At 40.5% G+C, this 26,795-nt stretch carries 25 protein-coding genes; 13 read left to right on the forward strand and 12 right to left on the reverse strand.

Annotated elements, in window-relative coordinates:
• The first annotated feature begins 143 nt into the window (after positions 1-143).
• A complete protein-coding gene (gene lon / locus LZP46_RS10470) occupies positions 144-2,570 on the forward strand; it encodes an endopeptidase La (protein WP_236093784.1) in 2,427 nt (808 codons plus the stop codon).
• 354 nt (positions 2,571-2,924) lie between these two features.
• Here lon and LZP46_RS10475 read toward each other — a convergent pair whose 3' ends face one another.
• Positions 2,925-3,890, reverse strand: coding sequence for a M28 family peptidase (locus LZP46_RS10475; protein WP_442863503.1), 966 nt, complete (start codon positions 3,888-3,890; stop codon positions 2,925-2,927).
• Between the two features lie 157 nt (positions 3,891-4,047).
• On the opposite strand from LZP46_RS10475, the gene rlmH reads away from it, so the two are divergent.
• From rlmH to LZP46_RS10490, 3 genes are all read left to right on the forward strand, one after another.
• Positions 4,048-4,530, forward strand: coding sequence for a 23S rRNA (pseudouridine(1915)-N(3))-methyltransferase RlmH (gene rlmH / locus LZP46_RS10480; protein WP_026438445.1), 483 nt, complete (start codon positions 4,048-4,050; stop codon positions 4,528-4,530).
• A gap of 150 nt (positions 4,531-4,680) precedes the next feature.
• Complete coding sequence (locus LZP46_RS10485; protein ID WP_236093785.1) at positions 4,681-5,457, forward strand: DODA-type extradiol aromatic ring-opening family dioxygenase; 777 nt, start codon at positions 4,681-4,683, stop codon at positions 5,455-5,457.
• Positions 5,458-5,596: 139 nt separating this feature from the next.
• Entirely contained in the window at positions 5,597-6,379 is a 783-nt protein-coding gene (locus LZP46_RS10490; protein ID WP_236093786.1) for an META and DUF4377 domain-containing protein, read from the forward strand.
• A 71-nt stretch (positions 6,380-6,450) separates the two neighbouring features.
• Here the strand turns inward: LZP46_RS10490 and gdhA are convergent, their stop codons facing one another.
• On the reverse strand, positions 6,451-7,794 hold the full coding sequence (gene gdhA / locus LZP46_RS10495) for an NADP-specific glutamate dehydrogenase (protein ID WP_236093787.1): 1,344 nt from the start codon (positions 7,792-7,794) through the stop codon (positions 6,451-6,453).
• A 356-nt stretch (positions 7,795-8,150) separates the two neighbouring features.
• Between gdhA and LZP46_RS10500 the strand changes: the two genes are divergently transcribed.
• On the forward strand, positions 8,151-8,945 hold the full coding sequence (locus tag LZP46_RS10500; RefSeq protein ID WP_236093788.1) for an RnfABCDGE type electron transport complex subunit B: 795 nt from the start codon (positions 8,151-8,153) through the stop codon (positions 8,943-8,945).
• Between the two features lie 92 nt (positions 8,946-9,037).
• Positions 9,038-9,727 carry an endonuclease III gene (nth, locus tag LZP46_RS10505; RefSeq protein WP_236095206.1) on the forward strand — a complete coding sequence of 230 codons (690 nt, stop codon included), beginning with the start codon at positions 9,038-9,040 and terminating at the stop codon, positions 9,725-9,727.
• A gap of 328 nt (positions 9,728-10,055) precedes the next feature.
• On the opposite strand, the gene LZP46_RS10510 is transcribed toward nth, so the two are convergent.
• The 4 genes from LZP46_RS10510 to LZP46_RS10525 form a co-directional block, all read right to left on the reverse strand.
• Positions 10,056-10,253 (reverse strand): hypothetical protein, encoded by a 198-nt coding sequence (locus tag LZP46_RS10510; protein WP_236093789.1) that lies wholly within the window; start codon positions 10,251-10,253, stop codon positions 10,056-10,058.
• Between the two features lie 128 nt (positions 10,254-10,381).
• The gene (gene adk / locus LZP46_RS10515) at positions 10,382-11,041 is read right to left on the reverse strand and encodes an adenylate kinase (RefSeq protein WP_236093790.1); all 660 of its coding nucleotides are present in this window, start codon (positions 11,039-11,041) and stop codon (positions 10,382-10,384) included.
• A 78-nt stretch (positions 11,042-11,119) separates the two neighbouring features.
• Positions 11,120-12,436: a hypothetical protein gene (locus LZP46_RS10520; protein ID WP_236093791.1), complete on the reverse strand. Its 1,317-nt coding sequence runs from the start codon at positions 12,434-12,436 to the stop codon at positions 11,120-11,122.
• 63 nt (positions 12,437-12,499) lie between these two features.
• Positions 12,500-13,018 (reverse strand): hypothetical protein, encoded by a 519-nt coding sequence (locus tag LZP46_RS10525; protein ID WP_004970721.1) that lies wholly within the window; start codon positions 13,016-13,018, stop codon positions 12,500-12,502.
• A gap of 254 nt (positions 13,019-13,272) precedes the next feature.
• Here LZP46_RS10525 and mrdA point away from each other — a divergent pair, with 254 nt between their 5' ends.
• From mrdA to ykgO, 3 genes are all read left to right on the forward strand, one after another.
• Positions 13,273-15,363 (forward strand): penicillin-binding protein 2, encoded by a 2,091-nt coding sequence (mrdA, locus tag LZP46_RS10530; protein ID WP_236093792.1) that lies wholly within the window; start codon positions 13,273-13,275, stop codon positions 15,361-15,363.
• A 3-nt stretch (positions 15,364-15,366) separates the two neighbouring features.
• Complete coding sequence (gene rsmD / locus LZP46_RS10535; protein WP_236093793.1) at positions 15,367-15,924, forward strand: 16S rRNA (guanine(966)-N(2))-methyltransferase RsmD; 558 nt, start codon at positions 15,367-15,369, stop codon at positions 15,922-15,924.
• 105 nt (positions 15,925-16,029) lie between these two features.
• Complete coding sequence (ykgO, locus tag LZP46_RS10540; RefSeq protein ID WP_236093794.1) at positions 16,030-16,152, forward strand: type B 50S ribosomal protein L36; 123 nt, start codon at positions 16,030-16,032, stop codon at positions 16,150-16,152.
• Between the two features lie 47 nt (positions 16,153-16,199).
• Here ykgO and LZP46_RS10545 read toward each other — a convergent pair whose 3' ends face one another.
• The gene (locus tag LZP46_RS10545) at positions 16,200-16,826 is read right to left on the reverse strand and encodes a 1-acyl-sn-glycerol-3-phosphate acyltransferase (RefSeq protein WP_236095207.1); all 627 of its coding nucleotides are present in this window, start codon (positions 16,824-16,826) and stop codon (positions 16,200-16,202) included.
• A 356-nt stretch (positions 16,827-17,182) separates the two neighbouring features.
• Between LZP46_RS10545 and LZP46_RS10550 the strand changes: the two genes are divergently transcribed.
• Positions 17,183-18,013 carry a copper resistance protein NlpE N-terminal domain-containing protein gene (locus LZP46_RS10550; protein WP_236093795.1) on the forward strand — a complete coding sequence of 277 codons (831 nt, stop codon included), beginning with the start codon at positions 17,183-17,185 and terminating at the stop codon, positions 18,011-18,013.
• Positions 18,014-18,141: 128 nt separating this feature from the next.
• On the opposite strand, the gene LZP46_RS10555 is transcribed toward LZP46_RS10550, so the two are convergent.
• Entirely contained in the window at positions 18,142-19,743 is a 1,602-nt protein-coding gene (locus tag LZP46_RS10555) for an isocitrate lyase (RefSeq protein WP_236093796.1), read from the reverse strand.
• 645 nt (positions 19,744-20,388) lie between these two features.
• On the opposite strand from LZP46_RS10555, the gene LZP46_RS10560 reads away from it, so the two are divergent.
• Positions 20,389-21,378 (forward strand): LysR family transcriptional regulator, encoded by a 990-nt coding sequence (locus LZP46_RS10560; RefSeq protein ID WP_236093797.1) that lies wholly within the window; start codon positions 20,389-20,391, stop codon positions 21,376-21,378.
• 137 nt (positions 21,379-21,515) lie between these two features.
• Complete coding sequence (locus tag LZP46_RS10565; protein WP_236093798.1) at positions 21,516-22,844, forward strand: hemolysin family protein; 1,329 nt, start codon at positions 21,516-21,518, stop codon at positions 22,842-22,844.
• 133 nt (positions 22,845-22,977) lie between these two features.
• Here the strand turns inward: LZP46_RS10565 and LZP46_RS10570 are convergent, their stop codons facing one another.
• The 3 genes from LZP46_RS10570 to LZP46_RS10580 form a co-directional block, all read right to left on the reverse strand.
• Positions 22,978-23,484, reverse strand: coding sequence for a hypothetical protein (locus LZP46_RS10570; RefSeq protein WP_236093799.1), 507 nt, complete (start codon positions 23,482-23,484; stop codon positions 22,978-22,980).
• Positions 23,485-23,796: 312 nt separating this feature from the next.
• Positions 23,797-23,976: a hypothetical protein gene (locus LZP46_RS10575; protein WP_178318174.1), complete on the reverse strand. Its 180-nt coding sequence runs from the start codon at positions 23,974-23,976 to the stop codon at positions 23,797-23,799.
• Positions 23,977-24,280: 304 nt separating this feature from the next.
• Positions 24,281-25,273, reverse strand: a complete 993-nt coding sequence (locus LZP46_RS10580) for an NAD(P)H-quinone oxidoreductase (RefSeq protein WP_236093800.1) — start codon at positions 25,271-25,273, stop codon at positions 24,281-24,283.
• Between the two features lie 153 nt (positions 25,274-25,426).
• Here LZP46_RS10580 and LZP46_RS10585 point away from each other — a divergent pair, with 153 nt between their 5' ends.
• Positions 25,427-25,690 carry a thioredoxin family protein gene (locus tag LZP46_RS10585; RefSeq protein ID WP_236093801.1) on the forward strand — a complete coding sequence of 88 codons (264 nt, stop codon included), beginning with the start codon at positions 25,427-25,429 and terminating at the stop codon, positions 25,688-25,690.
• 81 nt (positions 25,691-25,771) lie between these two features.
• Here the strand turns inward: LZP46_RS10585 and LZP46_RS10590 are convergent, their stop codons facing one another.
• The gene (locus LZP46_RS10590) at positions 25,772-26,764 is read right to left on the reverse strand and encodes a GGDEF domain-containing protein (RefSeq protein WP_236093802.1); all 993 of its coding nucleotides are present in this window, start codon (positions 26,762-26,764) and stop codon (positions 25,772-25,774) included.
• Positions 26,765-26,795: the final 31 nt, after the last annotated feature.

Below are 26,795 nucleotides of genomic sequence, written 5' to 3' on the forward strand. Positions count from 1 at the left end.
TCATTTTGACTGAATAGGTCAATTTAAAATCAAATACTTAGCTACTTTTTTAAACAATTTATGTTGACCTGCCCTTGTATTTTAAAAAATACCCATCACTATTAAAAAAATGGCAACACCGTTGTCACTCATTAGGAGTGCCCATGTCTGAAATTATTATGAATCAAGAAACCTTAGAGCCTCAGGTTCCAAGTGTATTACCGCTTTTAGCGCTACGTGATGTGGTGGTTTATCCGCACATGCAAATCGCGCTATTTGTAGGTCGTGAAAAATCGATCAATGCAGTTGATGTGGCTCGTAACAGTGACAATCTAGTATTTGTAGTTGCGCAAAAAGATTCGCTTACAGAAGAAATTGATCACGACAATTTGTATCAATACGGTACTGTCGCGAAAATTGTGCAAGTTGTAAATCACGAAAATGATGAAAACTGTATTAAAGTGCTGATTGAAGGCTTATTCCGCGCCAAACTCGAAAAAATTATTGATGAAGACGCGTATTTAACTGCAGAGCACAGCTTAAGCCCAATGACTGTTGCGATGGATGAGAATACCCAAGCAACACGCTTGCAAGAATTACGTGCCTTATTTGCGCAATATGCTGAAGCAAAATTACGCAATGCACGTGAACTGATTGCTGCTGCCAATAAAATTGAAGATTTATCGCAATTGTTGTTCTTTGTTGCAACTCGCGTGCCGTTGAACATTGATATTAAACAAAAATTCCTTGAGCACGACGAGTTTGAAGCTCACTTAACGGAGTTAATGACTTATTTATTGCAACAGTCTGAAGAACAGCAGATTGAGCAAACTTTGCATGACTCAGTTAAACGTCAGATGGAAAAAAATCAGCGTGAATACTTCTTAAATGAGAAGATGAAAGTCATTCAACGCGAGCTGTCCGATATAAACGGCGGTGCGGAAGATGATGTCGCTGAAATTGAAAAACGTCTGGCAGAAGCAGACTTGCCTGAGCATGTACGTAAAAAAGCAGAAGCTGAGTTCCGTAAACTTAAAGCGATGCAACCTGCATCTAGCGAAGCAGCTGTGGTACGTAACTATCTAGAAGTCATTTTAGATACGCCATGGAACAAAGCCAGCAAAGTCAGCATCAACTTGGCGAAAGCACAAGAAATTTTAGATGCTGATCATTACGGTTTAGATGAAGTCAAAGACCGTATTGTGGAATACCTTGCTGTGCAGTCGCGCGTGAAAAAACTCAAAGGCCCAATTCTATGCTTGGTTGGCCCTCCAGGTGTAGGTAAAACCTCACTAGGTGAGTCGGTTGCAAAAGCCACTGGACGTGAGTTTGTGCGTATGGCACTAGGTGGCGTACGTGATGAAGCGGAAATTCGCGGTCACCGTCGTACCTATATTGGTGCGATGCCAGGTAAAATTGTACAGTCATTGACCAAAGTCGGTGTGAAGAACCCACTGTTCTTGCTCGATGAAATTGATAAAATGGCACAGGATTACCGTGGCGACCCTGCATCTGCTTTGTTAGAAGTGCTTGATCCATCACAAAACAACAAGTTTAACGATCACTATTTAGATCTAGACTTAGACTTGTCTGAAGTGATGTTCATTTGTACTGCCAACAGCATGAATATTCCAGAAGCTCTGCTAGATCGTATGGAAGTGATTCGTCTACCGGGTTATACCGAAGATGAAAAAGTGAATATTGCTGAACGCTATCTTGTACCTAAAGCCATCAAAAATAATGGCTTGCGTGCTAAAGAATTGACGGTTCATGAGGAAGCGATTCGTGACATTGTACAGCGCTATACGCGTGAAGCAGGTGTGCGTAGTCTTGAGCGTGAAGTGTCAAAAATTGCCCGTAAAGTGGTGAAAGAAGCAGTCAGCAAAAAAGCCAAAAACCTACAGGTAGATGTGACTTCACAAAACTTGCCGGATTACCTTGGTCCACACAAATTTGACTATGGTATGGCAGAAGAAGAAGCCGAAGTGGGTCGCGTAAATGGCTTGGCTTGGACTTCAGTGGGTGGTGAATTACTTACCATTGAAGTAGCAACCATGAAAGGTAAAGGCAATTTCATCACCACAGGTTCATTGGGTGACGTGATGCAAGAGTCGATCAAAGCTGCGATGACCGTTGTGCGTACCCGTGCTGACAGCTTAGGCATTGAAGCGAGTGTATTTGCCGAAACCGATGTGCACGTACACTTGCCAGAAGGTGCAACACCTAAAGATGGTCCATCTGCAGGTTTGGCATTGACCACAGCGTTGGTGTCTGCGTTTACAGGTATTCCAATTCGTCCTGATATTGCCATGACTGGTGAAACCAGTTTACGTGGTCGTGCAATGCGCATTGGTGGCTTGAAAGAGAAACTTCTTGCGGCACATCGTGGTGGTATCAAACTGGTATTTATTCCAGAGGAAAACGTGCGTGACTTGTCTGAAATTCCAGACAATGTCAAAGAAGGTTTGGAAATCAAAGCTGTGAAAAGCATTGATGAAATCTTGCCTTTGGCACTGACCAGTATGCCTAAGCCTTTAACCAAGGCACCGATTGTGAAGCCAGTAGCAGCAGGCAAAGCCGCACGTCATTAAGCAAGTTACTCTGCTTTAAGCATAGAACATCTCAAAAGAGCACTACGGTGCTCTTTTGTTGTATTTAGACTCTAGATTTAAAATAGTTGAATAATTTTTTAATTATTTTTCAAATGGATAGCCTATTTTTAATTCAATTTCCTTGAAAAATAGGTAAACCATCCACATATATAAATTTAAGATACATCGCGCTGTATGTTTCTTGTTTGGTCTATTTAGACCGATAAATTGATCAGACGCTTTTGATTGAAGCGTGCTTCATGTTCTGGTCATCCATATCTCCAGGTGGATGACCTTTTAACCGCAGTACTAGTTCAATTCAGGGCTGCGTTTTTTATGCGCTGCGATCAATCATCAAGGTGATAAAATCTGTGCAACCAAGCCATTCACGACATGTGCCATTTTTTCAAAATTTACTGTTTTTAAAGTATCACCTGTGGTATGGCGAAGTGTGCTGCGATAACTGCCTGTATCGGTAATTAAAATGGCAGGAATATCATATTTCCAATAATTTAAATGATCTGAAAAATCCATGCCCTTGACGAAAGTCGGTGCGACCACACGCTCACATTGCAATTGATTCAAACGCTGCATCGCATTGCAATAGGTTGCACTCATTTCACGTGACTGCATATTGCTCAATGCCGCAATAAAATTGCCATGACTTGGGTAAATCCACTTTAAACCGATTGGGTAATTTTGCACCAAATTACTGTCGTAATAACCAATCATATCCAGCACATACACCGCACGGATTTTTTCTTTTTCTGCCTGCACAGATTTGGCATGTATAAAACTGCCCATCGACTCGGTTTTAAAAAATGGCGGCTCTGCCAAGGTATAGAATACAAATTCGACATTTTGACTAAGTTTATTCTTTTCCTGCGCCAAAATTCGTGCTGTTTCGATTACCCCAGCCACGCCAGAAGCATTGTCATTTGCGCCCTGCTGCTGTCCATACACATCGTAATGCGCACCAAAAATTGTTTTTTTAGCCGCACCTACGTTTAATTTGCATACCACATTGCGATAGCTTTGTTGATTGACCACATAATTCTGAAACTGACAGGGTATGCCAAATACACGCATCTGTTCACGAATCCAAGCCGAAACCCGATTCAATTCATTCACATTTTTATAATGACGATACTGTTCGGAATTACCCAAACCCTGCTGCCCAATCACTTGCTGCATATAGACTTGCAAATTGTTTGGTTCTGCCCATTGAGCCTCAGGCACAGCAAATGTAGCAGTGGTCATCAATCCCATACCCGCGCCCAATATCCATGAATATAACTGCTGACTTTGAAACGCGCGCATGCTGATAATTCCAAGACAAAAAAGACCAATAAGATTGCTGAGTATTAAAGCAACAGCCTGTTGGCAAATTCAATTGCAAATTGTGTCGTTACACAGCGCTTGTGTTGAATCATGGTTATAATGCGAGATTCTGATTGACCGCTACATGCACTCGCTTATGAAAATTCGAATTCTGACCATCGGACAAAAAATGCCAGCTTGGGTGTTAACTGGTTTTGAAGACTATTTCAAACGCATTCAACCCTTTGTTCAGACCCAAATTGTCGAACTCCCAATGGCGAAACGTGGCAAAAATGATTCTGAGGCCGATATTCTAAAATATCGCCAAATTGAAGGTGATAGCATTTTAAATGCCATGAAAAACAATGAGCTGTTAATTGCCTTGGAAGTGGGCGGCAAAGAGTTCAGCACCGAAAAACTTGCAGAAACCATGAAAGGCTGGATGCTAGAAGGCAATGATGTCGTGCTTGCGATTGGTGGCCCAGATGGTCACTCTGAAGCGGTACGAAAAGCCGCAGCTTGGCATTGGTCACTGTCTAAACTGACTCTACCACACCCTTTAGTTCGCGTGATGCTCATTGAACAGCTATACCGTGCCATGAGCATTAACCACAATCATCCTTATCATCGTGCAGGTTAAATCAACTTATTCAATTTGTACGTTGAGTTATCAAAATATCTTCAACTCAAACGACGTTGCAAAGCTGCAACATAGCGTTGAATAAAAGTACATTTCGCTATACACACTTTTTTGCGATGCTGTAGAACAGCAGGCTTTAGGGATTTTGGCATGAACTTACAGACATTACCCGGTTTATTTATCTCGCATGGTTCACCCATGTTGGCACTCAATCCTGAACAGGTTGGGCCTGCGCTCAGCCGTTTAAGTGAAAATTTGCCAACACCGCAGGCCATAGTCGTAATGTCGGCGCATTGGGAAAGTAATGCACTGGAGGTCAATACAGGTATTCGCCCTGAAACATGGCATGATTTTCGTGGATTTCCAGAAGAATTATACGCCCTACGCTACCCTGCTCCGGGCTTGCCAGAACTTGCCGAAGATATTTTACAACGTCTGGCAGATGCAGGCTTTGCTGCGCATGCCAACAGCACACGCCCACATGATCATGGGGTGTGGATGCCGTTACTGCACATGTATCCCGATGCCAATATTCCAGTGATTACCATTTCTTTGCCCATGAATATGAGCGCCGAACAGATTTATCACATTGGGCAAAGTTTAGCGCCATTACGTGAACAGCAAATTTTACTGATTGGCTCAGGCAGTATCACCCATAACTTACGTGAATTATCATGGAATACACCCAATGCGGCTGTGCCTGAATGGGCATTTAGTTTCCGTAATCGTGTGGTGCAGCATTTAAGTCATCGCAATTATGATGCAGTACTAGATTGGCAACAATTGCCACATGTAGCACGTAATCACCCAACCCTAGAACACTTTGCACCGCTGTTTTTTGCAATGGGTACGGGAGATCGATTTAACATTGTACATAGCAGCTTTAGCATGGGTTCACTCGGTATGGATATTTATCGTTTTGACTAACCGATAGCTCCGCTTATTTAAAATCTGACTTTTTAATTTGGATACATTTTGTTAGCAAAAGCTACGATTTGTATCCATATTTTTTGTTAATCTCTTGATTATAATCACGTTGAAACTTTAGCACATAGAATATAAACCAATGAAATTCAGTATTTTTGCGCTTGCCCTGCTCCCTTTGGCTTTAACTGCATGTCAATCTTCACATCTTCCTGCCACTTCAGGAGATCCGGCTATTTCTACTCTATCCACCACATTAAAAACGCCTACACAAATTTTGCCCGCTTATACCTGGGAACTTGATCGTGGGCTGCAACGCCCGATTGTTCTGAGCTTTGATCAACGAGGCAGACTAAGTGTAGCTTCTGGCTGTAATGGCCTTGGCACGAGCTGGACTGTTGAAGATAATACCCTGAGTACGGGTGACATGATGGGCACCATGATGGCATGTGATGCACCATTAATGGAACAGGAACGTTTTATCAGCCAGCTTCTGCAAAAGCGTAATATTCCGTTTAGTCTGGATCTAAATGATGCCAATCAGCCAAAACTGAGTATTACTGCAGCTGATGGTCAAAAATATGTCTTTACCGGAAAAATGACACCGGAAACCAAATACCAAGGTCAGGCAGAAACCATTTTCCTGGAAGTTTCGTCACAGACTAAAGCCTGTATGGGTGTAGCTCAGCAAACCTGCTTACAGGTGAAAGAAATCAAATATGATGAAAAAGGCTTAAAGACTCAGGTCGATAAAGACTGGACTTTATTTTACGATCAGATCGAAGGTTTTCAGCATTCATCGAATGAGCGTCAGATTATTCGGGTAAAACGTTATGAAATTAAAAATCCGGCAGCTGACCAGTCTAAATATGCCTATGTATTCGACATGACCGTAGAGCGTGAAGCAGTCAAAGGCACTCTATAACGATAAAATCGCAATATAAAAAAACCGAGGCATTCACCTCGGTTTTTTTTCAAGCTTAAACTCAGTCAGACTTAGAATACGCCTTGAGAAAGCATTGCATCAGCAACTTTTACGAAGCCAGCGATGTTTGCGCCGTCTACATAGTTCACGGTACCGTCTTCTTTCGTACCGAATTTTACGCAGTTACGGTGAATTTCTTTCATGATTGCATGTAAGCGCTCATCAACTTCTTCGAAAGTCCAACCTAAACGGATTGCGTTTTGAGACATTTCAAGACCAGAAGTTGCCACACCACCGGCGTTTGATGCTTTACCTGGCGCATAAAGAATTTTCGCTTCTACGAATTTCTCTACAGCTTCAAGTGTAGAAGGCATGTTCGCACCTTCAGCCACACAGATTACGCTGTTTGCAAGAAGCGCTGCTGCATCATTCGCATCAAGTTCGTTTTGAGTTGCACATGGAAGCGCGATGTCACACTTGATACCCCAAGGACGTTGACCTTCAAGATATTCAAAACCGTGTTTAGACGCAAATTCAGAAATACGACCACGTTTTACGTTTTTAAGTTCCATTACTTCAGCAAGTAATTCAGGTGTGAAACCTTCTTTCACGTACACAGTACCGTTTGAGTCAGAAAGTGAAACGACTTTCGCACCCAAGTACATCGCTTTGTCTGCAGCGAATTGTGCCACGTTGCCTGAACCTGAAATTGCAACGACTTTATCTTTGAAGCTATCGCCACGTGTTTTGAGCATTTCCTCAGCGAAATACACAGTACCGTAACCCGTTGCTTCTGGACGCGCCAAAGAACCACCGAAAGACAAACCTTTACCTGTGAATACACATGAAGTGTCATTGCTGAGCTTCTTCATCATACCCGCCATGTAACCTACTTCACGGCCACCCACACCAATATCACCCGCAGGGATATCTGTGTTAGAACCTAAGTGACGGTATAACTCAATCATCAACGCTTGGCAGAAACGCATGATTTCGCCTTCAGACTTACCTTTAGGGTCAAAGTCTGAACCGCCTTTACCACCACCCATTGGCAATGTAGTCAAAGCGTTTTTAAAGGTTTGTTCAAAACCTAAGAATTTTAAAATAGAAAGGTTCACTGAAGGGTGGAAACGCATTCCCCCTTTAAATGGACCAATTGCTGAGTTGTACTGTACACGGAATGCACGGTTTACATGAGTTTGACCTTGGTCATCTACCCATGAAACGCGGAATTGAATCGCACGCTCAGGCTCAACCAAACGCTCAAGCAAACCATGTGCTGCATATTGAGGGTTCTTTTCAATGAATGGCCAAAGGCTAGTCATTACTTCTTCTACAGCTTGAAGAAACTCTGGTTGATGTGCATCACGTGTTTTAACGTAATCTAGGAATTCGTTAAGGCTGTTGTATTTCAACGCTTAATCCTCAGCAGAAAATGGATCAAAATTGGTCAAAATTTCAATCAATGATATATTTTGGCGCAAAATATTAAATATCTTTTGTTAACAATCTACAATAGTTTTTTTCAAAAAACTTTAAAACATTTGTATTTTCATAAATTTAACTTATTTTTTAGCGTGTTAAGCCTATAAGTTAATGTAACAAATTAATTCATAGTTTTGAGCATTTTCGCCCAAAAAGCTAGCAATTGTTGTTCTGAATTTGCGCACAAGCCTAAAAGCAGAAATCGTGCTAAAATCATCGACCTAGAATTTTGCCCTAGCTTTATCTTCCGTTTTTCTACTGCTGTTAAAGTGGCATTGGTTTGTCCATGAATTCGCAAATTGCCCTGATCCAAAATATTGATGCGCTGCTTCCACAAACCCAATGCGGTTTATGCGGGCATCGTGATGGTTGTTTACCTTATGCCAAAGCGATCGCTGAAGGTGAAGCGGCCAATAAATGCGTACCTGGTGGACAACCTGTTGCGGATGCACTAGCAAACTTATTACAACGGCCTGTATTGACCGCAGAAGCCAGTGTTTGGCCTGTGCAGGCAGATGGACGTCCACAACGTATGAAAGCGCTTATACGTGAAGATGAGTGCATTGGCTGTACCAAATGTATTAATGCCTGTCCTGTCGATGCAATTTTAGGTTCAGGCAAACTCATGCACAGCATTTTGACTGATTTATGTACAGGCTGTGAATTATGTATTCCACCTTGTCCTGTCGATTGCATTGACTTGGTGGAAGATACACAACCTCTGCTTTCTGAAAGCGCACGTGTTGCAGAACAGAATGATTTACGTCAACGCTACTACGCCCACATTCAACGTGAAGAACAACGCCGTCTGCAACGTAAAGGCCCCGTAGTACGTGCAGAAATTGATACTGAGCTGTTTGCACAATTTTCTGCACAAACCGATGCTGCTGTTCCTGTGATTGAGTTGCCTGTACAAAAAAATGAACAGATTTCTACTGCCGATGCACAAACCACCATCGAACTGGCAAAATTACGCACGCAAATTAAAAAACTCGAAAAACAACTCAGTGTGCGTGAAGATGAAAAAAAACGGCTGTTGCTTGCCAATCTACAACAACAGTTACGTGAATTAGGAGCATAAACATGCCCGAAAGAAATGCACGTCTGACCAATAAAGCGGTTAAAAAAACGACTGCCAAAAGCACAACGCTTAAAGAAAATCCGTCTAAAAATATGACCAAAAAACAAATTCAGACTTTTTTTGAACGCTTACGTGAACAACGCCCAAATCCAACAACCGAACTGAATTTTTCCAACCCTTTTGAATTACTGATTGCAGTGACATTATCTGCACAATCCACCGATGTCAGCGTCAATAAAGCCACTGACAAATTGTTTCCTGTTGCCAATACTCCCGAAGCAATTTATGCCTTAGGTGTGAAAGGCTTAAAGGAATATATTAAAACCATCGGGCTGTATAACTCCAAAGCCGAAAATGTTATTAAAACCTGTAAAATTCTTATCGAAAAACATGGCAGTATGGTGCCTGATAATCGAGCCGATTTAGAAGCTTTACCTGGCGTGGGACGTAAAACTGCCAATGTGGTGTTAAATACTGCATTTGGACAGCCCACTATGGCGGTTGATACGCATATTTTCCGTTTGGGTAACCGTACAGGTTTGGCTGTGGGTAAAAATGTTTTAGAAGTCGAACAGCGTTTAATTAAAGTCATTCCCAAAGAGTTTTTGATTGACTCGCATCACTGGCTAATTTTGCATGGACGTTATTGCTGTATTGCGCGAAAGCCTAAATGTGGTGAATGTGTAGTGTCTGATGTGTGTAACTGGCCAGATCGCTTTGAATTTGGTGCACACCGCCAGATTAAGCTGCATGAAATTCATCACGAGCCCGTATCTAAGTAAGTGCTTCGGTAGAGTTTTGCAAAGTGATCTAAACTTATTGAAGACAAGCTAAATCATTAAAGCAATGTGGATCATCCAAAATAGTGTGGATAACTGTGCAATCTATACACAAGATTGTTCAGAGATGAACTTGTTTCTTCATGGTTGGTATTTTCACCGTTACCTAATCTTTTTGTCTCTGTAACTGCTTGAGATTTTATAAAAATTACAATACCTAAAGTAATAATACCAACCACAAGAATTATTAATAGAATTTTATTCTTTTTCATAAGGTTTTATAAAAACTGCCCAAATTTAAAATTGCAATCTTTTGCAGATGTGTGATGGTTTATTTATCCTGAGAATCTTCAGACTGACGTTGTTGCTGTTGTTTAAGTTTCGGATGCAACTGATAGTGCTTGCCTGATTTTTTTTCAGACGAATTTTGAGCTTGTGTATTGCGCAATAACTTATAGCTCACAACAACAAGAAAGCCTAAAACAGCAATACTTGCCAATAGCATGATGATCACAGCAGCATGTTGCAAAGCACTCTCCTAAACTGAAACAAATAAAAAGAGCCCTAATATGAATCAGGACTCTTTTAAAGTCAAAACAAGCCGCCTGTTTAAACGGTTTTATTTTCATTTAAACAGACTTGGTCTAAAACCTAGGCTTATTTTGCTTGGTCTAAAATCGCAAACAAATCTGCTTGAACTTCTTCAATTGGACGAAGACCATTCAATTTGTTGTAACTTGGTGCATTTTCGCCAGAAGCAGCACGACCCTGATAGAAGCCAACCAATTGCTCAGTTTCTGAGTGATACGCTTTTAAACGCTTACGAATAGTTTCTTCTTGATCATCTGGACGTTGTACTAAGTCTTCACCTGTTTCATCATCTTTACCTTCCACTTTTGGAGGATTGTAAACAAGGTGATAAATACGGCCAGACGCAGGGTGCTGACGACGACCAGACAAACGCTGTACGATTTCTTCGTCTGCAACATCAATTTCAATCACATGATCAATATTGATGCCTTCGCTTTCCAAAGCTTCAGCTTGTGGAATTGTGCGAGGGAAACCATCAAAAATACAACCATTCACGCAATCTGGCTGCGCAATACGCTCTTTAACTAAGCCAATGATAAGTTCGTCAGATACCAAACCTCCACCATCCATAACGCTTTGGGCTTGTAGACCTAATTCAGTACCTTCACGAATTGCAGCACGGAGCATATCACCGGTTGAAATTTGTGGGATATTGTAGCGCTTACAGATCAACTGAGCTTGTGTACCTTTACCTGCTCCAGGTGGTCCGAGTAAGATAATGCGCATAAAAAACATCCTCATTTTAACAATGTATTTGACACTCGTTGCATCAGAGCCATCGCCCTTTACGCAGCCAGCATCCTCTTATAAGAAAGCGACAAACAAATGTATTAAACCAGCAATAAAACCAGTTACACCACCCAAGACAATTAAAATCCACTCATCTTCCTGAAAGGCAGGGCGCAAGAGATTCTGGAATTCTTTTGGCGTCAGTTCACGAATACGATCTCTGAACATTTGATAAATTTTCTGTGCACGGCTCGCATTAAAGGCAGGGTCGCATACAGGCACCATCGTAATTTCAATCGAACGATCAATCAAGTCAGTCTTGAGTTTGGCATACTCTTTTGGCCCCAAAGACAACTGTAAAGAGGTACGAACCAATGGTGTTTCCATAATTGCGTTGATGTGGCGTTTGACAATACGGCGGGTTTTGTCTTTTTTACTGCCATACATCATTTCAGTCATAATGGATTTTAACGTAATCAGATCTTCTGTTACTACCTTTGCAAACACATCCGAGACTTCATCTTGGCGTTTCATGAACGCACCCTGAATATTATAAGTCCCAATGCGTGGAATCACTGGCTTGATCCACGGAAATTGACGATTTTCGGTCAATTTAAAGAACTGCGGATATTTCACGTAATGTGGTTCGACTGGGTTGAATACCATCCAAATGGCAATCCAATTGGTCAAGAAGCCCCAAATTGCCGCCCAAAATGGGACCGTCCAGTGCCATGGCACCAGAAACCAAACAATCATCTGGAAAATACCAAAGAACATCCCAATTAATGCACTGATATGCCAAATAAAATTAATTTCTTTTTGACCGACTTTGAGGAACATACGAACCATTAAGCGACGGTCACCTTCCATTTGGCTAACCACCATTTCACGCATATCCACTAAGGATTCAACATTCAAGGTCAGTTCAGTCACCAATTCACGCAGCACACCTGGCAATTGTTTATGCGCCTGTGCGTAAATACGGCGTTTAATCGAATAGGGTAGGTTTTCCCAAAGCACTGCATTACGGTCTAACATGACCTCATCAATCAAGTGTTCAAGTTCAAAACCCACTTGCTCACCAATAATACGCGCCATGTCTTCTGGGTCCATGGCGTTAAGAAACTCACGCAACGAGCCCAGTTTTGACAAGGTGTTATCGGTAATGATGCCTGAAATACGCCCTGCTTTACGCGGAACAATCCCCTGCCATCCCACAGGAATAGGCCCAAGGTGAAAGCCCCAAAAGCTAATTGGATAGAACACCATTTTTAGTGCCATCCACACGTGCGCCCAAGTCACAAAAGCAGTCACAGGAATAATACTGAGCACGGCCCAAAAATCTGGACGATTCAAAAAGGTTTGCCACAACTGATTGACGTACTCAAGCATGCATTTTTTCCATATTTAGTTCTAATTACAAGATTCTAAAGTAGTTAAAAGTCACTATTCTGACTACAAACCCATACTGAGCGTATAGGAAAATTGTAGTCTAGGCTCAGTTTCCGCAATCACTCGCCCTTGTCGATCTTCCAATTTTTCACCTGCGCCAATGCCAACACTAAAGCTACTGATGCGTTCAGGGCTCAGTAATACATAAGCCAGATCAATGCCTGCACCTAAACGCGCTTTTTCTTCACCATCCACCCATTTAGATTCTAGGTGTCCTGCGTAAGCGCCAATATAATAACCATTTTTGTCCTTACCTGTGAGGTGGTATGGGTAACGAAAACCTGTTTGCCCACCGACTTCATGGTCACCATTTAAAAAAGCCCCCGCTTTTAGATAGGCAATGCCATAGGGATTGACCCATTCACCATTCAAATGCAGTAATTTTTGGGTAATACCCGCCCCTACATTCCAGGTTTTTGCGCTATCTGCGCTAATTTTTGCTTCAGGTAAAAAAGTAGTGTTCCCAGCAAAGCTAAAACTTGAAAAGGCAAGTAATGCCACGAAAGAATAGACTTTTGTCATTATTGTCACCAGTGTCCATTTGTTTTAATTTTAAAAACAGTCCTGTTTTCGTGTTTTGACTCTAGCAGAATTGTCAGGATTCTTATATACAGCAAATTACAATTTTGATGTCGCTAAAGTCAAAAATTAAGATTGCGCCCATCTTCTAGGATAAATCGGGCAATTCAGTCAAACATGGTTACTCAAAATTGCCAATAGATGCGTTAGAATAGTCCAAATTCGTTCTCCCTCATTTTTGTTAAGCCAATTTTTGTATGAAACAACACTATCCGTTAAAAAATGCTCAGCAAGAGAAGCGTATTTTTCGCAATCGCATCTTTTTTTCGGTGGGTGTTGTGGTTTTTTTCTTGCTGCTTTTGGTGGCACGTTATGCCTTTTTACAAATTAGTGGCTACGATGAATTTTCAACTGCATCAGATAAAAACCGTATTCGATTACAACCACTCGCGCCTGCACGTGGTTATATTTATGACCGCAATGGCGTGTTATTGGCCGATAACTACCCTGTATTCTCTGCTACCTTAAGCCGAGCAGATGTTGAAGATATTGATGACACCATTGCGCGACTGACACCTGTTTTACAACTGACTGAAGAAGATATTGAACGCTTTAAAAGTCGGATTAAAACTTCACGTAAAACCGAACGTGTATCGATCAAGCTAAATTTAAATGAATCAGATATTGCGCGTTTTAGTGAAGTCAAATTTCAGTTCCCTGGGGTCAATATTGAAACTCAGATGACCCGTTATTACCCACATGGTGAATTATTTGCGCATGTGATTGGTTATGTAGGACGTATTAACGACAAAGAACTGAAAGAAATTGACAAAGATGCTTATGCAGGCACGAACCTAATTGGTAAAATTGGGGTGGAAAAATCTTATGAACACTTACTACATGGCGTACCTGGCAACGAATCTGTAGAAGCCGATGCGCATGGTAATGTTCTGCGCAATTTAGGACGTAAAGACCCTGTACGTGGCAATGATTTGTTTTTGTCATTGGATTATGGCTTACAAGTTGTTGCCTCAGAACAATTGGCAGAACGTCGTGGTGCAATTGTGGCACTCGACCCACGCACAGGTGAAATTTTAGCTTTGGTCTCTAGTCCTAGCTTTAACCCCAACTTATTTGTCACAGGCATTAGTCATAACGACTACTCAGCCCTACGCGATAATTTAGATCAGCCGCTCTATAACCGTGCGGTACAAGGTGTTTATCCACCTGGTTCTACTATTAAGCCGATGTTTGGTTTAGGCGGTATTCATTATGGCTATGTCGATTGGAAAACAGCCATTCAGGATTATGGTTATTTCACTTTACCGGGTGACAGCCACCGTTTCCGTGACCATAAAAAAACAGGTCACGGTATTGTCGATTTGCACAAAGCACAAATCGTGTCATGTGATACCTACTTCTATGTATTGTCGTATCGCATGGGCATTGAAAAAATGAATGAGTGGATGCGTCAATTTGGTTTTGGTGAAAAAACTGGGGTCGATTTACCGAGTGAAAGCACAGGGCTATACCCAAACCCAGACTGGAAAATGCGTACGCGCAAAGCCAAATGGATGAAAGGTGAAACAATTTCCGTCAGTATTGGTCAGGGTGCATTTACCTCGACACCATTGCAATTAGCAATGGCTACCGCCATCACCGCTAACAAAGGCTTTAAAGTTACACCGCACGTGTTACGTGAAAGTCGTGGCGCGAAACCATTTAAAGTTCACAATGGCACCAACGGTAAAATTGATTTTAACGGCACAGAAGAAGACTGGATTAAAATGCGCGATGCCATGGTTGATGTGATTCAATCTGGTACAGGTAAAGGGATTAAAGGCGGATTACAATATTCAGTTGCAGGTAAAACGGGTACAGCACAGGTTAAAAGTATTGCACAGGGCAAACGCTATAATGAAGCCTTATTGACAGATCGTCAGCTTGACCACGGCTTGTTTGTCGGTTTTGCACCTGCTGAAAACCCTGAAATTGCCATTGCAATTATTCTTGAAAATGGTCGTGGTGGTTCTGCCGCAACAGCCTTGGCGCGTCCAATTTTAGATTATTGGTTACTCAATAAAAATAAAAAGCCTATTCGTCCATCTGCCGCACAAGTAAGTGGTGGCTTAATGACTGCGGGTTTAAAACCAAGTGAGTTACCAAGTGGTGAAGTCCCGTCATCTACTGCACCAAATACGAATAACGTGAATAATCCGAATACAGCAACCAATCATCCTGCGCTCAACCCAAATCCTTCGCAAACTACTCCGAGTTCAGCTCCAACCAATTCACCTGCAGCTGCGCCTGCAGCAGTTGTACCCACTAACCCAATTGAGAGCGACTAATCCATGAAAAATCAACTACGCATTATTGGTGGAGAATGGAAACGTCGTCAGTTGGCTTTTGCTTCAATTGAGGGATTACGACCAACGCCTGACCGAGTACGCGAAACCTTATTTAACTGGTTAATGTGGGATGTGCAAAACGCCAAAGTGTTAGACCTCTGTTCAGGTTCGGGCGCTTTAGCTTTTGAAGCCCTGTCCCGCGGTGCGGCACACGTGGTCATGATTGAGCCAAACCGCACACAAGCGCAGTTTTTACAGCAAAATTTAGAATTATTACGTGTGAATAAAAGCACAGCACAATTAAAAGTTTCTACCGCACAGCATGCCTTGGCAACACTGAAAGATCAGTTTGATTTGGTATTTTTAGACCCACCCTACAGTTTAGATTTATGGGAAGAATTGGCAGCGTTGGCTGATCCACTCATTGCAGCACAAGGTCTGATTTATGTTGAAGCAGATCGTGATTTAAACCTGTTAAAATTACCGCATACATGGCAAAAAATTAAAGAGAGCAAAGCGGGCACTGTACGTGCAGGCTTGTACCAAAAGATTATTGTTTAAATTTTCCCCTTAAAAGATACGCGGTAATTTTATGACTATCGACACTTTTCAAGAGTCATCTATTAATGTTATATTATAACATTACATATTGTGGTGTTTATCTTCATGAAAGTTCGTTCATCTTTAAAAAGTGCAAAATCGCGTGCCGATTGTCAAATTGTGAAACGTCGTGGCAAATTATTTGTGATTAGCAAATCCAATCCACGTTTTAAAGCAAGACAGGGCTAATCCCCTGTCTTTTAGTTTTGATAGATTATTACACTCAAATAGCGTGCTTATTCTGAATAGTAACGTGTATCGACACTAAAACTTTCAGGAAATTTCGCTTGAACCTGCGCATAAAATGCCATGATTTCAGCCATATCTTTTTCAAAATCACCAGTTGGATGGACAATTTTTCCCACACCCGTTTTCTTTTTTGCATAGTCCATATACGCCAAAGCAATTGGCACACCTGCATTTAACGCAACATGATAAAAACCTGTTTTCCATTGTTCTTGACGCGCACGTGTGGCTTCTGGCGTCACCAACATCACCAATTTAGGATGGGTTTTAAATAAGTCCGTCATGAGCTGAACCATACTTGGTCGTGGTTCGCCTCGTGCTTTCGGACGACGGTCGATACCAATACCACCCATGGCACGGACAAACGGCCCAAACGGCAATTTCATATAGCTGTCTTTAATGGTCAGGCGAACATTGACGCCCAAAGCTTTAAGCCCTAAGCGTGCATATAAGGCATCCCAATTACTGGTATGCGGTGCTGCAATCATCACATATTGGTCTAATTCCAACGGACAATGATTGTCGATTTCCCAACCCATTAAATTTAAGCTTCGCTCAGCTAACTTTTCAAACACAACCGCATACCCCAAATAAAGTGTGCGAATTCTAGCAAGCATCGACAAATATAAAAGTCTAAAACGATGAATAAATAAACAAATACTTTATAAATGTATAAAAATTCCCTGCACTCATCTCAATTTTCTCATTCCATGCAAAATCATACTGTTTTTGCGCTTATTCATTGCTAGATTCAAGCAAGTTTAAAATGGTAAATATATAAATTTACGCACAGTTTGCTGAGTTTTTTACGGTCTAATCCGATGTAATCCTTGAAGTGAAACTTAAAACTTTAAAACACCGGGCTTGTTATGATTTGCTACAAATTTTCATTAAATATAAGGCAAATTAGCTTTTCAGATACAAGGTGAAAGTTTAAGGTGGCAGCAAGACAAGTTTGAAGTTCAGAACATTTATGCTGAATCGTTATCCGATTGCACTCAGTACACTTAGCTTACTTTTAGCAGCTTGCGGGTCAACTGATCCAAGCAGGGAATATCAATCCGCTTTGCCTTCTGAGCCACAAATTACGCCCAAAACTGAAGTTCAAAAATCAGCAACTTCTTGGTCAAGACAAGCTACAGGTAACTTTAAAGCCTTATTACCTTGTGACCACTGTGAACAACATGTGATTCACTTACGCCTGAATGATGATCAAACCTTTCAACTGAGCGACATTAAACGTTGGAAACAGCGCCATCGCGAAAACCTAGTGACAGGAACGATTCAAGCTGCTCAGGACAACAATCAGCAAGACAAACAGAACCAACACCCATCACAAACCACTGCAAATGAATGGTTGCTCAACACAGAAAATGGGCAAGCCTACGCGCGCATTCAGCTTACAACTCACGGTCTTAAATTCAATTTATACAAGCAAAAAAATATACAAAATCAACAGAAAATTGAAACTCAGGTTTTCCTACATCCTGTAGAAAGTATGCAAGTCAGTAATGCGCTGAAGCATGTCGATATTCAGGCTGAACACGTACAAAATGTTGAGGTCAAAGAGTTAAACGACCCTGTGATGGCACACGATTATTTTCTGGCAATTCACAATCAATCTAATCAAGCATTGCAATTACATGCCAGTGATTTAATTTTGGTCGATCAGCAGTATCAGGAATATACTGCGGTAGTCGATCCACAGTTTTTAGAGCCTATCCCCGCACAACAAAAACAATGGATTAAGGTGTCTTTCAATTACCCTACTTCTGCACAGGCAGATGTGATCAAAATTAAATAGGTTACAGCTGCTGCATTTCATAAATGAAGGAACATCAATTTAAGGATGTTTCAAAGTTCTTTGACTATTTTAAATAGCCATAAAAAAAACCCTGCATCAGCAGGGTTTTCTTTTAAACCATCAAGCGATTACGCGTTGAATTGGTTCATTGTGTTTTTAGCTTCGTCTGCTGCTTTAAGCGCGTTGTCACCAGAGAAGATTTCTTTGTGATCGTCACCGATGTCAGAACCAGCCATTGCTTGGTGTTTAACGCAAGCGATACCACCACGGATTTCTTTACGTTGTACGCCAGCAACATAAGCCAACATACCTTCAGAACCGAAGTAACCTTCTGCAAGCTCATGAGTAGAAAGCGCAGCAGTATGGTAAGTCGGAAGTGTGATCAAGTGGTGGAACACACCCGCTTCACGAGAAGCGTCTGCTTGGAATGTACGTACTTTTTCGTCAGCTTCAGCAGCTAATTCAGTGTTGTCGTACTCAGCGCTCATTAACTTAGCACGGTCGTATGCAGAAACGTCTTTACCTTCAGCAACCCAACGGTCGTAAGCTTGTTGACGGAAGTTCAGTGTCCAGTTGAACGATGGAGAGTTGTTATAAACAAGTTTCGCATTTGGAACAACTTCACGTACACGGTTAACCATGTGAGCGATTTCAGCTACGTTTGGAGTCGCAGTTTCGATCCAAAGAAGGTCAGCACCGTTTTGTAAGCTAGTTACACAGTCAAGTACAACGCGGTCAATTTGAGTGCCTTCGCGGAACTGGTACAAGCCAGAAGCTAAACGCTTAGGACGGTGTAATTTACCATCACGCTTGATTAGGATTTCGTCTTCTTTCGCTTCAGAGATGTCAATTTCTTGAGTGTCTAAGTAGCTGATGTATTGAGAAGCGATGTCGCCTGGCTCTTTAACTACTGGGATTTTTTGAGTTAAGTCAGCACCTTCAGAGTCAGTACGTGCAACGATGATACCGTCGTCAAGACCCATTTCTAAGAACGCATAACGTAACGCGTGGATTTTAGCGATGAAGTCTTCGTGTGGAACAGTTACTTTACCAGCTTGGTGACCACATTGTTTCGCGTCAGAAACTTGGTTTTCGATTTGAAGTGCACATGCACCCGCTTCGATCATTTTCTTAGCTAATAAGTAAGTTGCTTCTTCGTTACCGAAACCAGCGTCGATGTCCGCAATAATTGGCACAACGTGAGTTTCAAAGTTGTCGATTTGTGCAGTGATTTCAGCAGCTTTAGCAGTGTCACCAGCGTCTTGTGCTTTTTTAAGTGCACGGAACAAATCGTTTAATTCTTTTGCGTCAGCTTGACGTAAGAATGTGTAGATTTCTTCGATCAATGCAGGAACAGAAGTTTTTTCGTGCATAGATTGGTCAGGAAGTGGACCGAATTCTGAACGAAGTGCAGCAACCATCCAACCAGAAAGGTAGATATAGCGACGCTCAGTTGTACCGAAGTATTTTTTGTTCGCAATCATTTTTTGCTGAGCGATAAAACCGTGCCAGCAGCCTAGTGATTGAGTGTATTTGCTAGAGTCTGCATCATAAGCAGCCATATCACGACGCATAATCGCAGCTGTATATTTAGCAATGTCTAAACCAGTTTTAAAACGGTTTTGCATTTGCATACGCGCAGCATCTTCAGGACTGATGTCTGCCCAAGTGTTGCCGAATTTTGCTTTTAATTCGCGGATTGCATCAATCGCTGTTTGGTATGTAGTCATGATATTGTACCCTGTAATATTATTTAGGATTTATCAATCGAAGGCTAAATCGCGCTTATGTTTGATTGCTCAGATTTAGAGCACTTCGTTACGATGGATACAGAGTAGAGTGACTGAATGAATTAATCCAATATTCTAGTGTAATTCTCGGTATTTTTTAAAAAAATGTATAGATCAAAGTCTTAATTCACAAAAACAATAAAAACACAACATATTGATTTTAAAAACCTTATTTAGAAAATCAATCAAATATCTTTGCTTACAAATTCATCTCTGTGCCGATATTTTCTGCATTAGACTTAAGTCTTGCCTTTCATAAAAAATACATGCATTGGCAATATCTGCCATTTTATAGCAAAGTTTTGATGCCTTTCAGCTCAACGTAACTGCATAATTTTCAGACAATATAGAATTTGCTATCAATTCAGCCAATGCTTTTAAGTGTTTTTGCATTTAAAATTAAAAAGTATAGATGCAGTACTAGGCAACCTACATTGCTTTAGGAAATAATGATGGGGCTGGCTGTTTTTATTCAGATTTTTTACTGTTTATCTCGTCGTTTTTTTCATCATCATTTATACACAAGCCTTACGGCTTATGGCATAATCCCTATAATTTAGTGATTTTATTTTCGGTATTTATTTTATGAATCTGGAGCGGGTTGATCTTAATCTATTAATTTATCTTGACGTATTACTTCGTGAAAAAAATGTAACCCGTGCTGCAGAACAATTGGGTGTTACCCAACCTGCAATGAGTAACATTTTACGCCGTTTGCGCAATTTATTTAATGATCCCCTGCTGATTCGTTCTTCTGAAGGTATGACACCAACTGAACGCGCCTTAGAATTACAACCGCGTATCCGTGATGCTTTATCTGACCTTTCTATGATTTTGGAACCTCGTACCGAGTTCCGTCCTTATACTTCAAATCGTGTATTTCGGATTATGACTTCCGATTACGCAGAAGCCACATTAGTACCACGCTTGGTTAAAGCTTTACGCTCTGAAGCACCCAATGTGGTATTGGACTTTTTAACACCAAGTGATGTGTCTTACCGTGACATGGAGCAAGGTAAAGTTGATTTAGCGATTAACCGTTTTAATGAAATTCCTCAAAGTTTCCATCAAGTTTTAGTTTGGCGTGATAGTTTCTCTTGCCTGCTCAATCATAAACACCCTGCTGCCAATAACCTCAATTTAAAAAGCTACTTAGATGCACAACATATTTGGGTCTCTAAAACAGGTATGGGCGTTGGTTTTGGAGTGAATCCTGAAAAACAAGCAGGTCTCGGCTGGATTGATCAGGCTTTAGAGCGTATTGGACAAAAACGTAAAATTTCTGTGTTTACCCGTCATTATCAAATGCCTGCACTACTTGCATCTAATGTGGATTTAGTCGCAACATTGCCTACCCGTATTGCGCTCTTACAGGCCAAAAGCCAAAGTTTGCTCATTAAAGACCCGCCATTTTATATTCCAGAATTTGAATTAAAGATGGCATGGTGTCCGTTGTTACATCATCACCCTGCACACCGTTGGTTACGCCAATTAATTTTATATGTGGCACGGCAAATGATTGAAGAAGAAAACCGTGAGTTTTTATTGAATAACTCTCAATTTTCAGCCTATTAATTAAAAATTCACTGAACTTATTGGCACAAACGCTTATACTCAGATGAGGAATATTTAGATATTCCTCATTGTTTAATCATGATTGAATAAAGATTCAAATTGTTATATTTAAAATAATATAATCCACAGGTGGATTCGTGAGCCTCTTCCAGAATATTGTTATTATCTTCATCCTCATTGTCGGAGCTGGTTTTTTATCGCTTACTGAAATTGCGTTGGCTGGTGCACGTAAAGTTAAACTGAAAATTCTAGCTGAATCAGGCGATGAACGTGCTCAAAAAGTTTTAGACCTGCAAGAAAATTCAGCTGACTTTTTTGCTGCCTCCCAAATTGGCTTAAATGCAGTTGCCATTTTAGGTGGTATTTTAGGTGAAGGTGCTTTTCGTCCTTATTTCTACAACTTAGTAGTACGCTTCTATCAAGGGCCATGGGCTGAAACGCTTAGTTTTGCCTTGTCATTTACCTTAGTGACTTCCCTATTTATTTTATTTGCTGACCTGATGCCTAAGCGTTTGGCAATGATTGCCCCTGAAAAAATTGCGATATCGGTGATTAACCCGATTCAAATTTTTATTCGGGTATGCAAGCCTTTGGCATGGATGATTAATGCGATTGCCAATGTGTTGTTCCGCTTATTTAAAGTCAATACCACGCGCGAAGACAATATTACGTTTGATGATATCTCTGCAGTCATGGATGCTGGTGCTCAAGCAGGTGTTTTACAAAAGCAGGAACATCACTTTATCGAAAATGTGTTTGAACTTGAAGAACGTAACGTACCTTCGAGTATGACCACACGTGAAAATGTGGTGTTTTTTACTCTAAAGGAATCAGAAGCCAGTATTCGTCAAAAACTTGCAGAATATCCTTATTCGAAATTTTTAGTCTGTAGTGAAAATATTGATGATGTGATCGGCTATGTTGATGCTAAAGATATTTTGGTCAGAATCCTCAATAATCAATCTTTACTACAACTGAATGAAAGCACCATCCGTAATGTATTAACCATTCCAGATACACTCACGCTCTCTGAAGTGTTAGATCGTTTCCGCTCGACCAAAGAAAAATTTGCCGTAGTGATTAATGAATATGCATTGGTTGTAGGCGTAATTACCCTGTCTGACATTATGATTACTGTGATGGGCGATTGGGTAACACCTATTGAAGAAGATCAGCAGATCATTAAACGTGATAACAACTCTTGGTTAATTGATGGCAGTACGCCAATTGAAGACATTAAACACGCGCTGCAAATTGATGAAATGCCAGATGATGAAAATTATGAAACCATTGCAGGTTTTATGATGTATAAGCTACGTAAAATCCCGCGTCCTGCCGACTCCGTACTTTTTGATGGTTATAAATTTGAAGTAGTCGATGTCGATCATTTTAAAATTGACCAACTTTTAGTGACACGAGTTGTAGAAACGCAGGAAATACAAAACAACACTGAAGCAGATGGATAGTGAGATTCCTTGTATTCGTTCAGCCTGATTGCATCTACATTTTCTAGCATTTACAAAAAAGCACCACATCAAAATGAAGTGGTGCTTTTTTCAAATCTTAACTGATACATCTAAAATTCAGCTGAGTATCTATTTAATATTTACTGATCAATTCATCTAATACCGATTGATAATGAATCGCAATATCTTCAGCTAAAATTTTATAGGCATTGTCGAATTGCACCATTGGCCAACCTTCCTTCCAGAAAGGAAAAATATTGTGCAAATCATGCGTTACCACAGCATCTTCACGCACAATTGCTTGTGCAACCTGAGCCAATACTTGCGCAGTTTCTGCGCCATCAATGGCTAAATAATCAATCCCACGTGCTTTTAAAATACGCACACGGTCTTTTTTATAACGGATTTTTTTCATTTGCGCTTCGTTTAACTGCAAAGCCAAACTTACCGCTTCTACGAATTTGCTTTCGAATGATTGATTCAATGCCACCAACGCTGCTTTATGCGCTTCCTGACGACCTGCTTTCCCACCATTACGGATAATTTCTTTTGCCTCTGTGTCTAACTCATCGCTTTTCATAGACTGCAAAATGTCGAGTATTTCGATATCACTTAATGATTCAGGAGATTGGTCAATCATGTACTGTCCTTGGACAAAAATAGCAAAACGCTATTTTCGCATAATTTAGCTAAAAGCTCGACACATTCCGAATCAATTGTTCACACAAGGCTGTGCTGTACCTATTACAGTGCAGCAGTTTAAAATTGATCTTTCAGTTTTGATCATCCTTGTTTATTTTAAATTTCTTATTGTTCCCTTCGTTTTTCTCCTGAATTTCATCGTCTATTTAAAACCCATTATTTCAAATGAATAATCCAATAAATAACAGATTTAATTTCTCAATCCACTTGTACTTTTTAGTAAAAAATAATTAACAGATTTACTTTTCACTCAATACAAGTTTTCGCGTTTATCATGATCGAGGCGGTCAATATAGCGCTCTAAATGTAGCATCGCACGATACATTTTATTTAAGTTCCCAACATTGATTTGCTGACGAACAATATTTTTGTGTAACCGTTTTAATGCACGTAGACTGTGCTTTGTCGTATATGCAGATAAAATTTTCATAAGCCTGCTCTCTCTATCAAATTATTTTACATGAACCGTTTTGTAATCTTGAGAATGAATTCAATGAATATAAAGATAAGGTTTATTATTGACAGGGTGTGTCCTACACCTCCTTAATATTTGACTATTTGGAAAAAATTTATTGTGTTGAATTGTAGTTTAAAGGAATATTTATGTAATTATGATTAAAATAATTGCTAAAACTGATTCAAAAAAATCTTTGTTAAAATCCTCTATAAAATACACCTAAAAAAACTGACACTCAGTCAGTTTTTTTATGCATGTTGATTTTAAATTTGAGTCTTTAAATCACTTCAACTACCACTTTACCCACATGCTCGCCTGTATCCATTTCGGCATGTGCCTGTTGAATTTGATCAAACTGGAAAGTTTTATAAATCATAGGCAGACATTCACCTTTTGCTAACAATGGCCAAACGATCTCTTGCAACCCTTTGGCAATTTCAGCTTTTTCTACAGGATTGCGGGCGCGCATGGTCGAACCTGTAATAGTAAGACGCTTCATCATGATTTGACCAAGTTTCACCTCTTTGGCTTTTGCACCACCCAAAAATGCGATATACACCAAGCGACCATCACGGCGTAATAAATTTAAATTACGTTCCAAATACGGTGCACCAACAATATCTAAAATGATATCTACCCCAGCATTGTCTGTCGCTGCGTTAATCACTTGTTCAAAATCTTGAGTTTTGTAATTAATGGCTGTGGTGAGATGTGAAATTGCCTGTACTTTTTCATCTGAACCTACAGTGGCAAAGGTTTTTAAACCTAAGGCATTACACAGCATTAAAGCAGTTGTACCAATGCCACTGGTGCCACCATGAATTAATGCCGTTTCGCCCGCTTTGGCTTTGCCCATTTGGAATACATTGGCCCACACAGTAAAAAATGTTTCAGGTATCGCTGCGGCTTGTACAAAACTGACACCTGTTGGAATTATCAAAGTCTGGCTTTCAGGTACAACACAATATTCTGCATAACCACCACCATTGGTTAAGCCGCACACAGCATCACCAACTTTAAATTGTCTGACATCTGCACCCACAGCAACCACTTCACCTGCTACTTCTAAGCCTGGCACTGGTGTCACACCTTTAGGCATAGGATACAGCCCCTGGCGCTGTAAAATATCAGGACGATTTAAACCAAAAGCATGGACTTTAACCAAAACCTCGTTGGCTTGTGGTTCAGGTATTGCAACCGTTTCATAGGCTAATTTTTCTGGTCCACCTTGTTCTGTAATAATAATCTGCTGCATTGTGTTTTGTGTCATGGAAAATCCCTGATTGTTTGAAATGGAGATGAATTTTTACTATTTGAACATATAACAACAAAGCATTAAAACCCAGATCAACTTAGGTATAATTCTCGTACCGTGTTGTTTTCATGCGTGATTCAATTTTCATTTATGATTAAAGCGTGTTTGATGTCAGAAATTGTAGAACACAACGAAAATAATTACCCTGAGTTTGAATATAAAACAGGCGTGGCGGTGATTCGTCTTTATGCAACGTGGTGTACGCCTTGCGTTCAAAATGCCCCATTTTTTGATCAGCTCGCCCAACTTTTTGATGCTTCGGTAAAGTTTGGCAAAGTGAACGTTGATCAATCTTCAATTTTGACTTTGCGCTATCAAGTCTTTGGTTTACTCACCACCTTAATTTTTAAAGATGAGCGAATTGTTGAATGACTATTGGGCAATGTTTCTGTCGCACAGCTTCAATAAAAAATTCAAAGCCATCTTTAAGTCATGAAGAGTCACTGCAACATTTTAAGTCTGAATGACCACCTGATCACGTCCTGCCTGTTTGGCTTGATATAAATGCGCATCTGCGGCTTTCATAAAATCATCCACGTGCGTGTATGCTTGCTCACGAGTCATCCATGCCACACCCATACTTAAAGTCACATATTGTTTATGGTCTTCTCGTGCCACATGCTCAAAAGCTGCATCACGCACAGCCTGCAAGACTTTTTGCATAAGTGGTGCAATTGCAGGGTGTGGAATATCGTGCAGTAAAATGGCAAACTCTTCGCCACCATAACGTGCCACAAACGCATTTTTAGGCAAAGTGTTTTGTAAAACCTTAACTAAGTTTTGCAGAATTTGATCACCTTTTAAGTGCCCATAATGATCATTGTATTTTTTAAAATAATCGACATCGAGCATCGCAAAAACCAAAATATGTCGCTTATTTTGCAAGGTTTCAAAATACAAACGCTGAATTTCTTCATTTAATGCACGGCGGTTATACGCCCCTGTTAATGCATCAGTATTAATCTGTATTTCCAGTTTTTCATTCAAAAGACTGAGTTGTTCAGTGCGTTCCTGCACTTTTAAATCTAACGAGTTGTTTAAATGAATCAGCTTTTGGTTCAAGCGCTCAATATGCACTGTGTGATAGGCATAATTTCGTGCCTGCTGAAACATGATGAGCAATGCATAAATACTGGTCGAAATAAATGATAAATGAATGGAATTGACCAGATTCAACATTAATAAAAAATCATGAATAAATGTGCCACACAGAATAATTACTGCCCAAAAATTGATTTTGGAATAATGCTCTCCTGAACGCAGAGTTTGATAAAACCCATAGGCAAAATTTGCCAAAACCAGCACAAAGAAAAAAGAACTATAAAATGCGAACTGCTGAAAAATAGTGGGTTCTGCCCACAGCGTCACCCTAATATTAAAGCTTAATAACAGCATTGCCGCGCTATATACCCAACGATGCAAATAGCGCGAACTGAGCAAAAACATAAGTTGACAAAAATAACTAATCATGCGAAAA

This window comes from Acinetobacter sp. SCLZS86 (assembly GCF_021560715.1).
GTDB classification, from domain to species: Bacteria; Pseudomonadota; Gammaproteobacteria; order Pseudomonadales; family Moraxellaceae; genus Acinetobacter; species Acinetobacter towneri_A.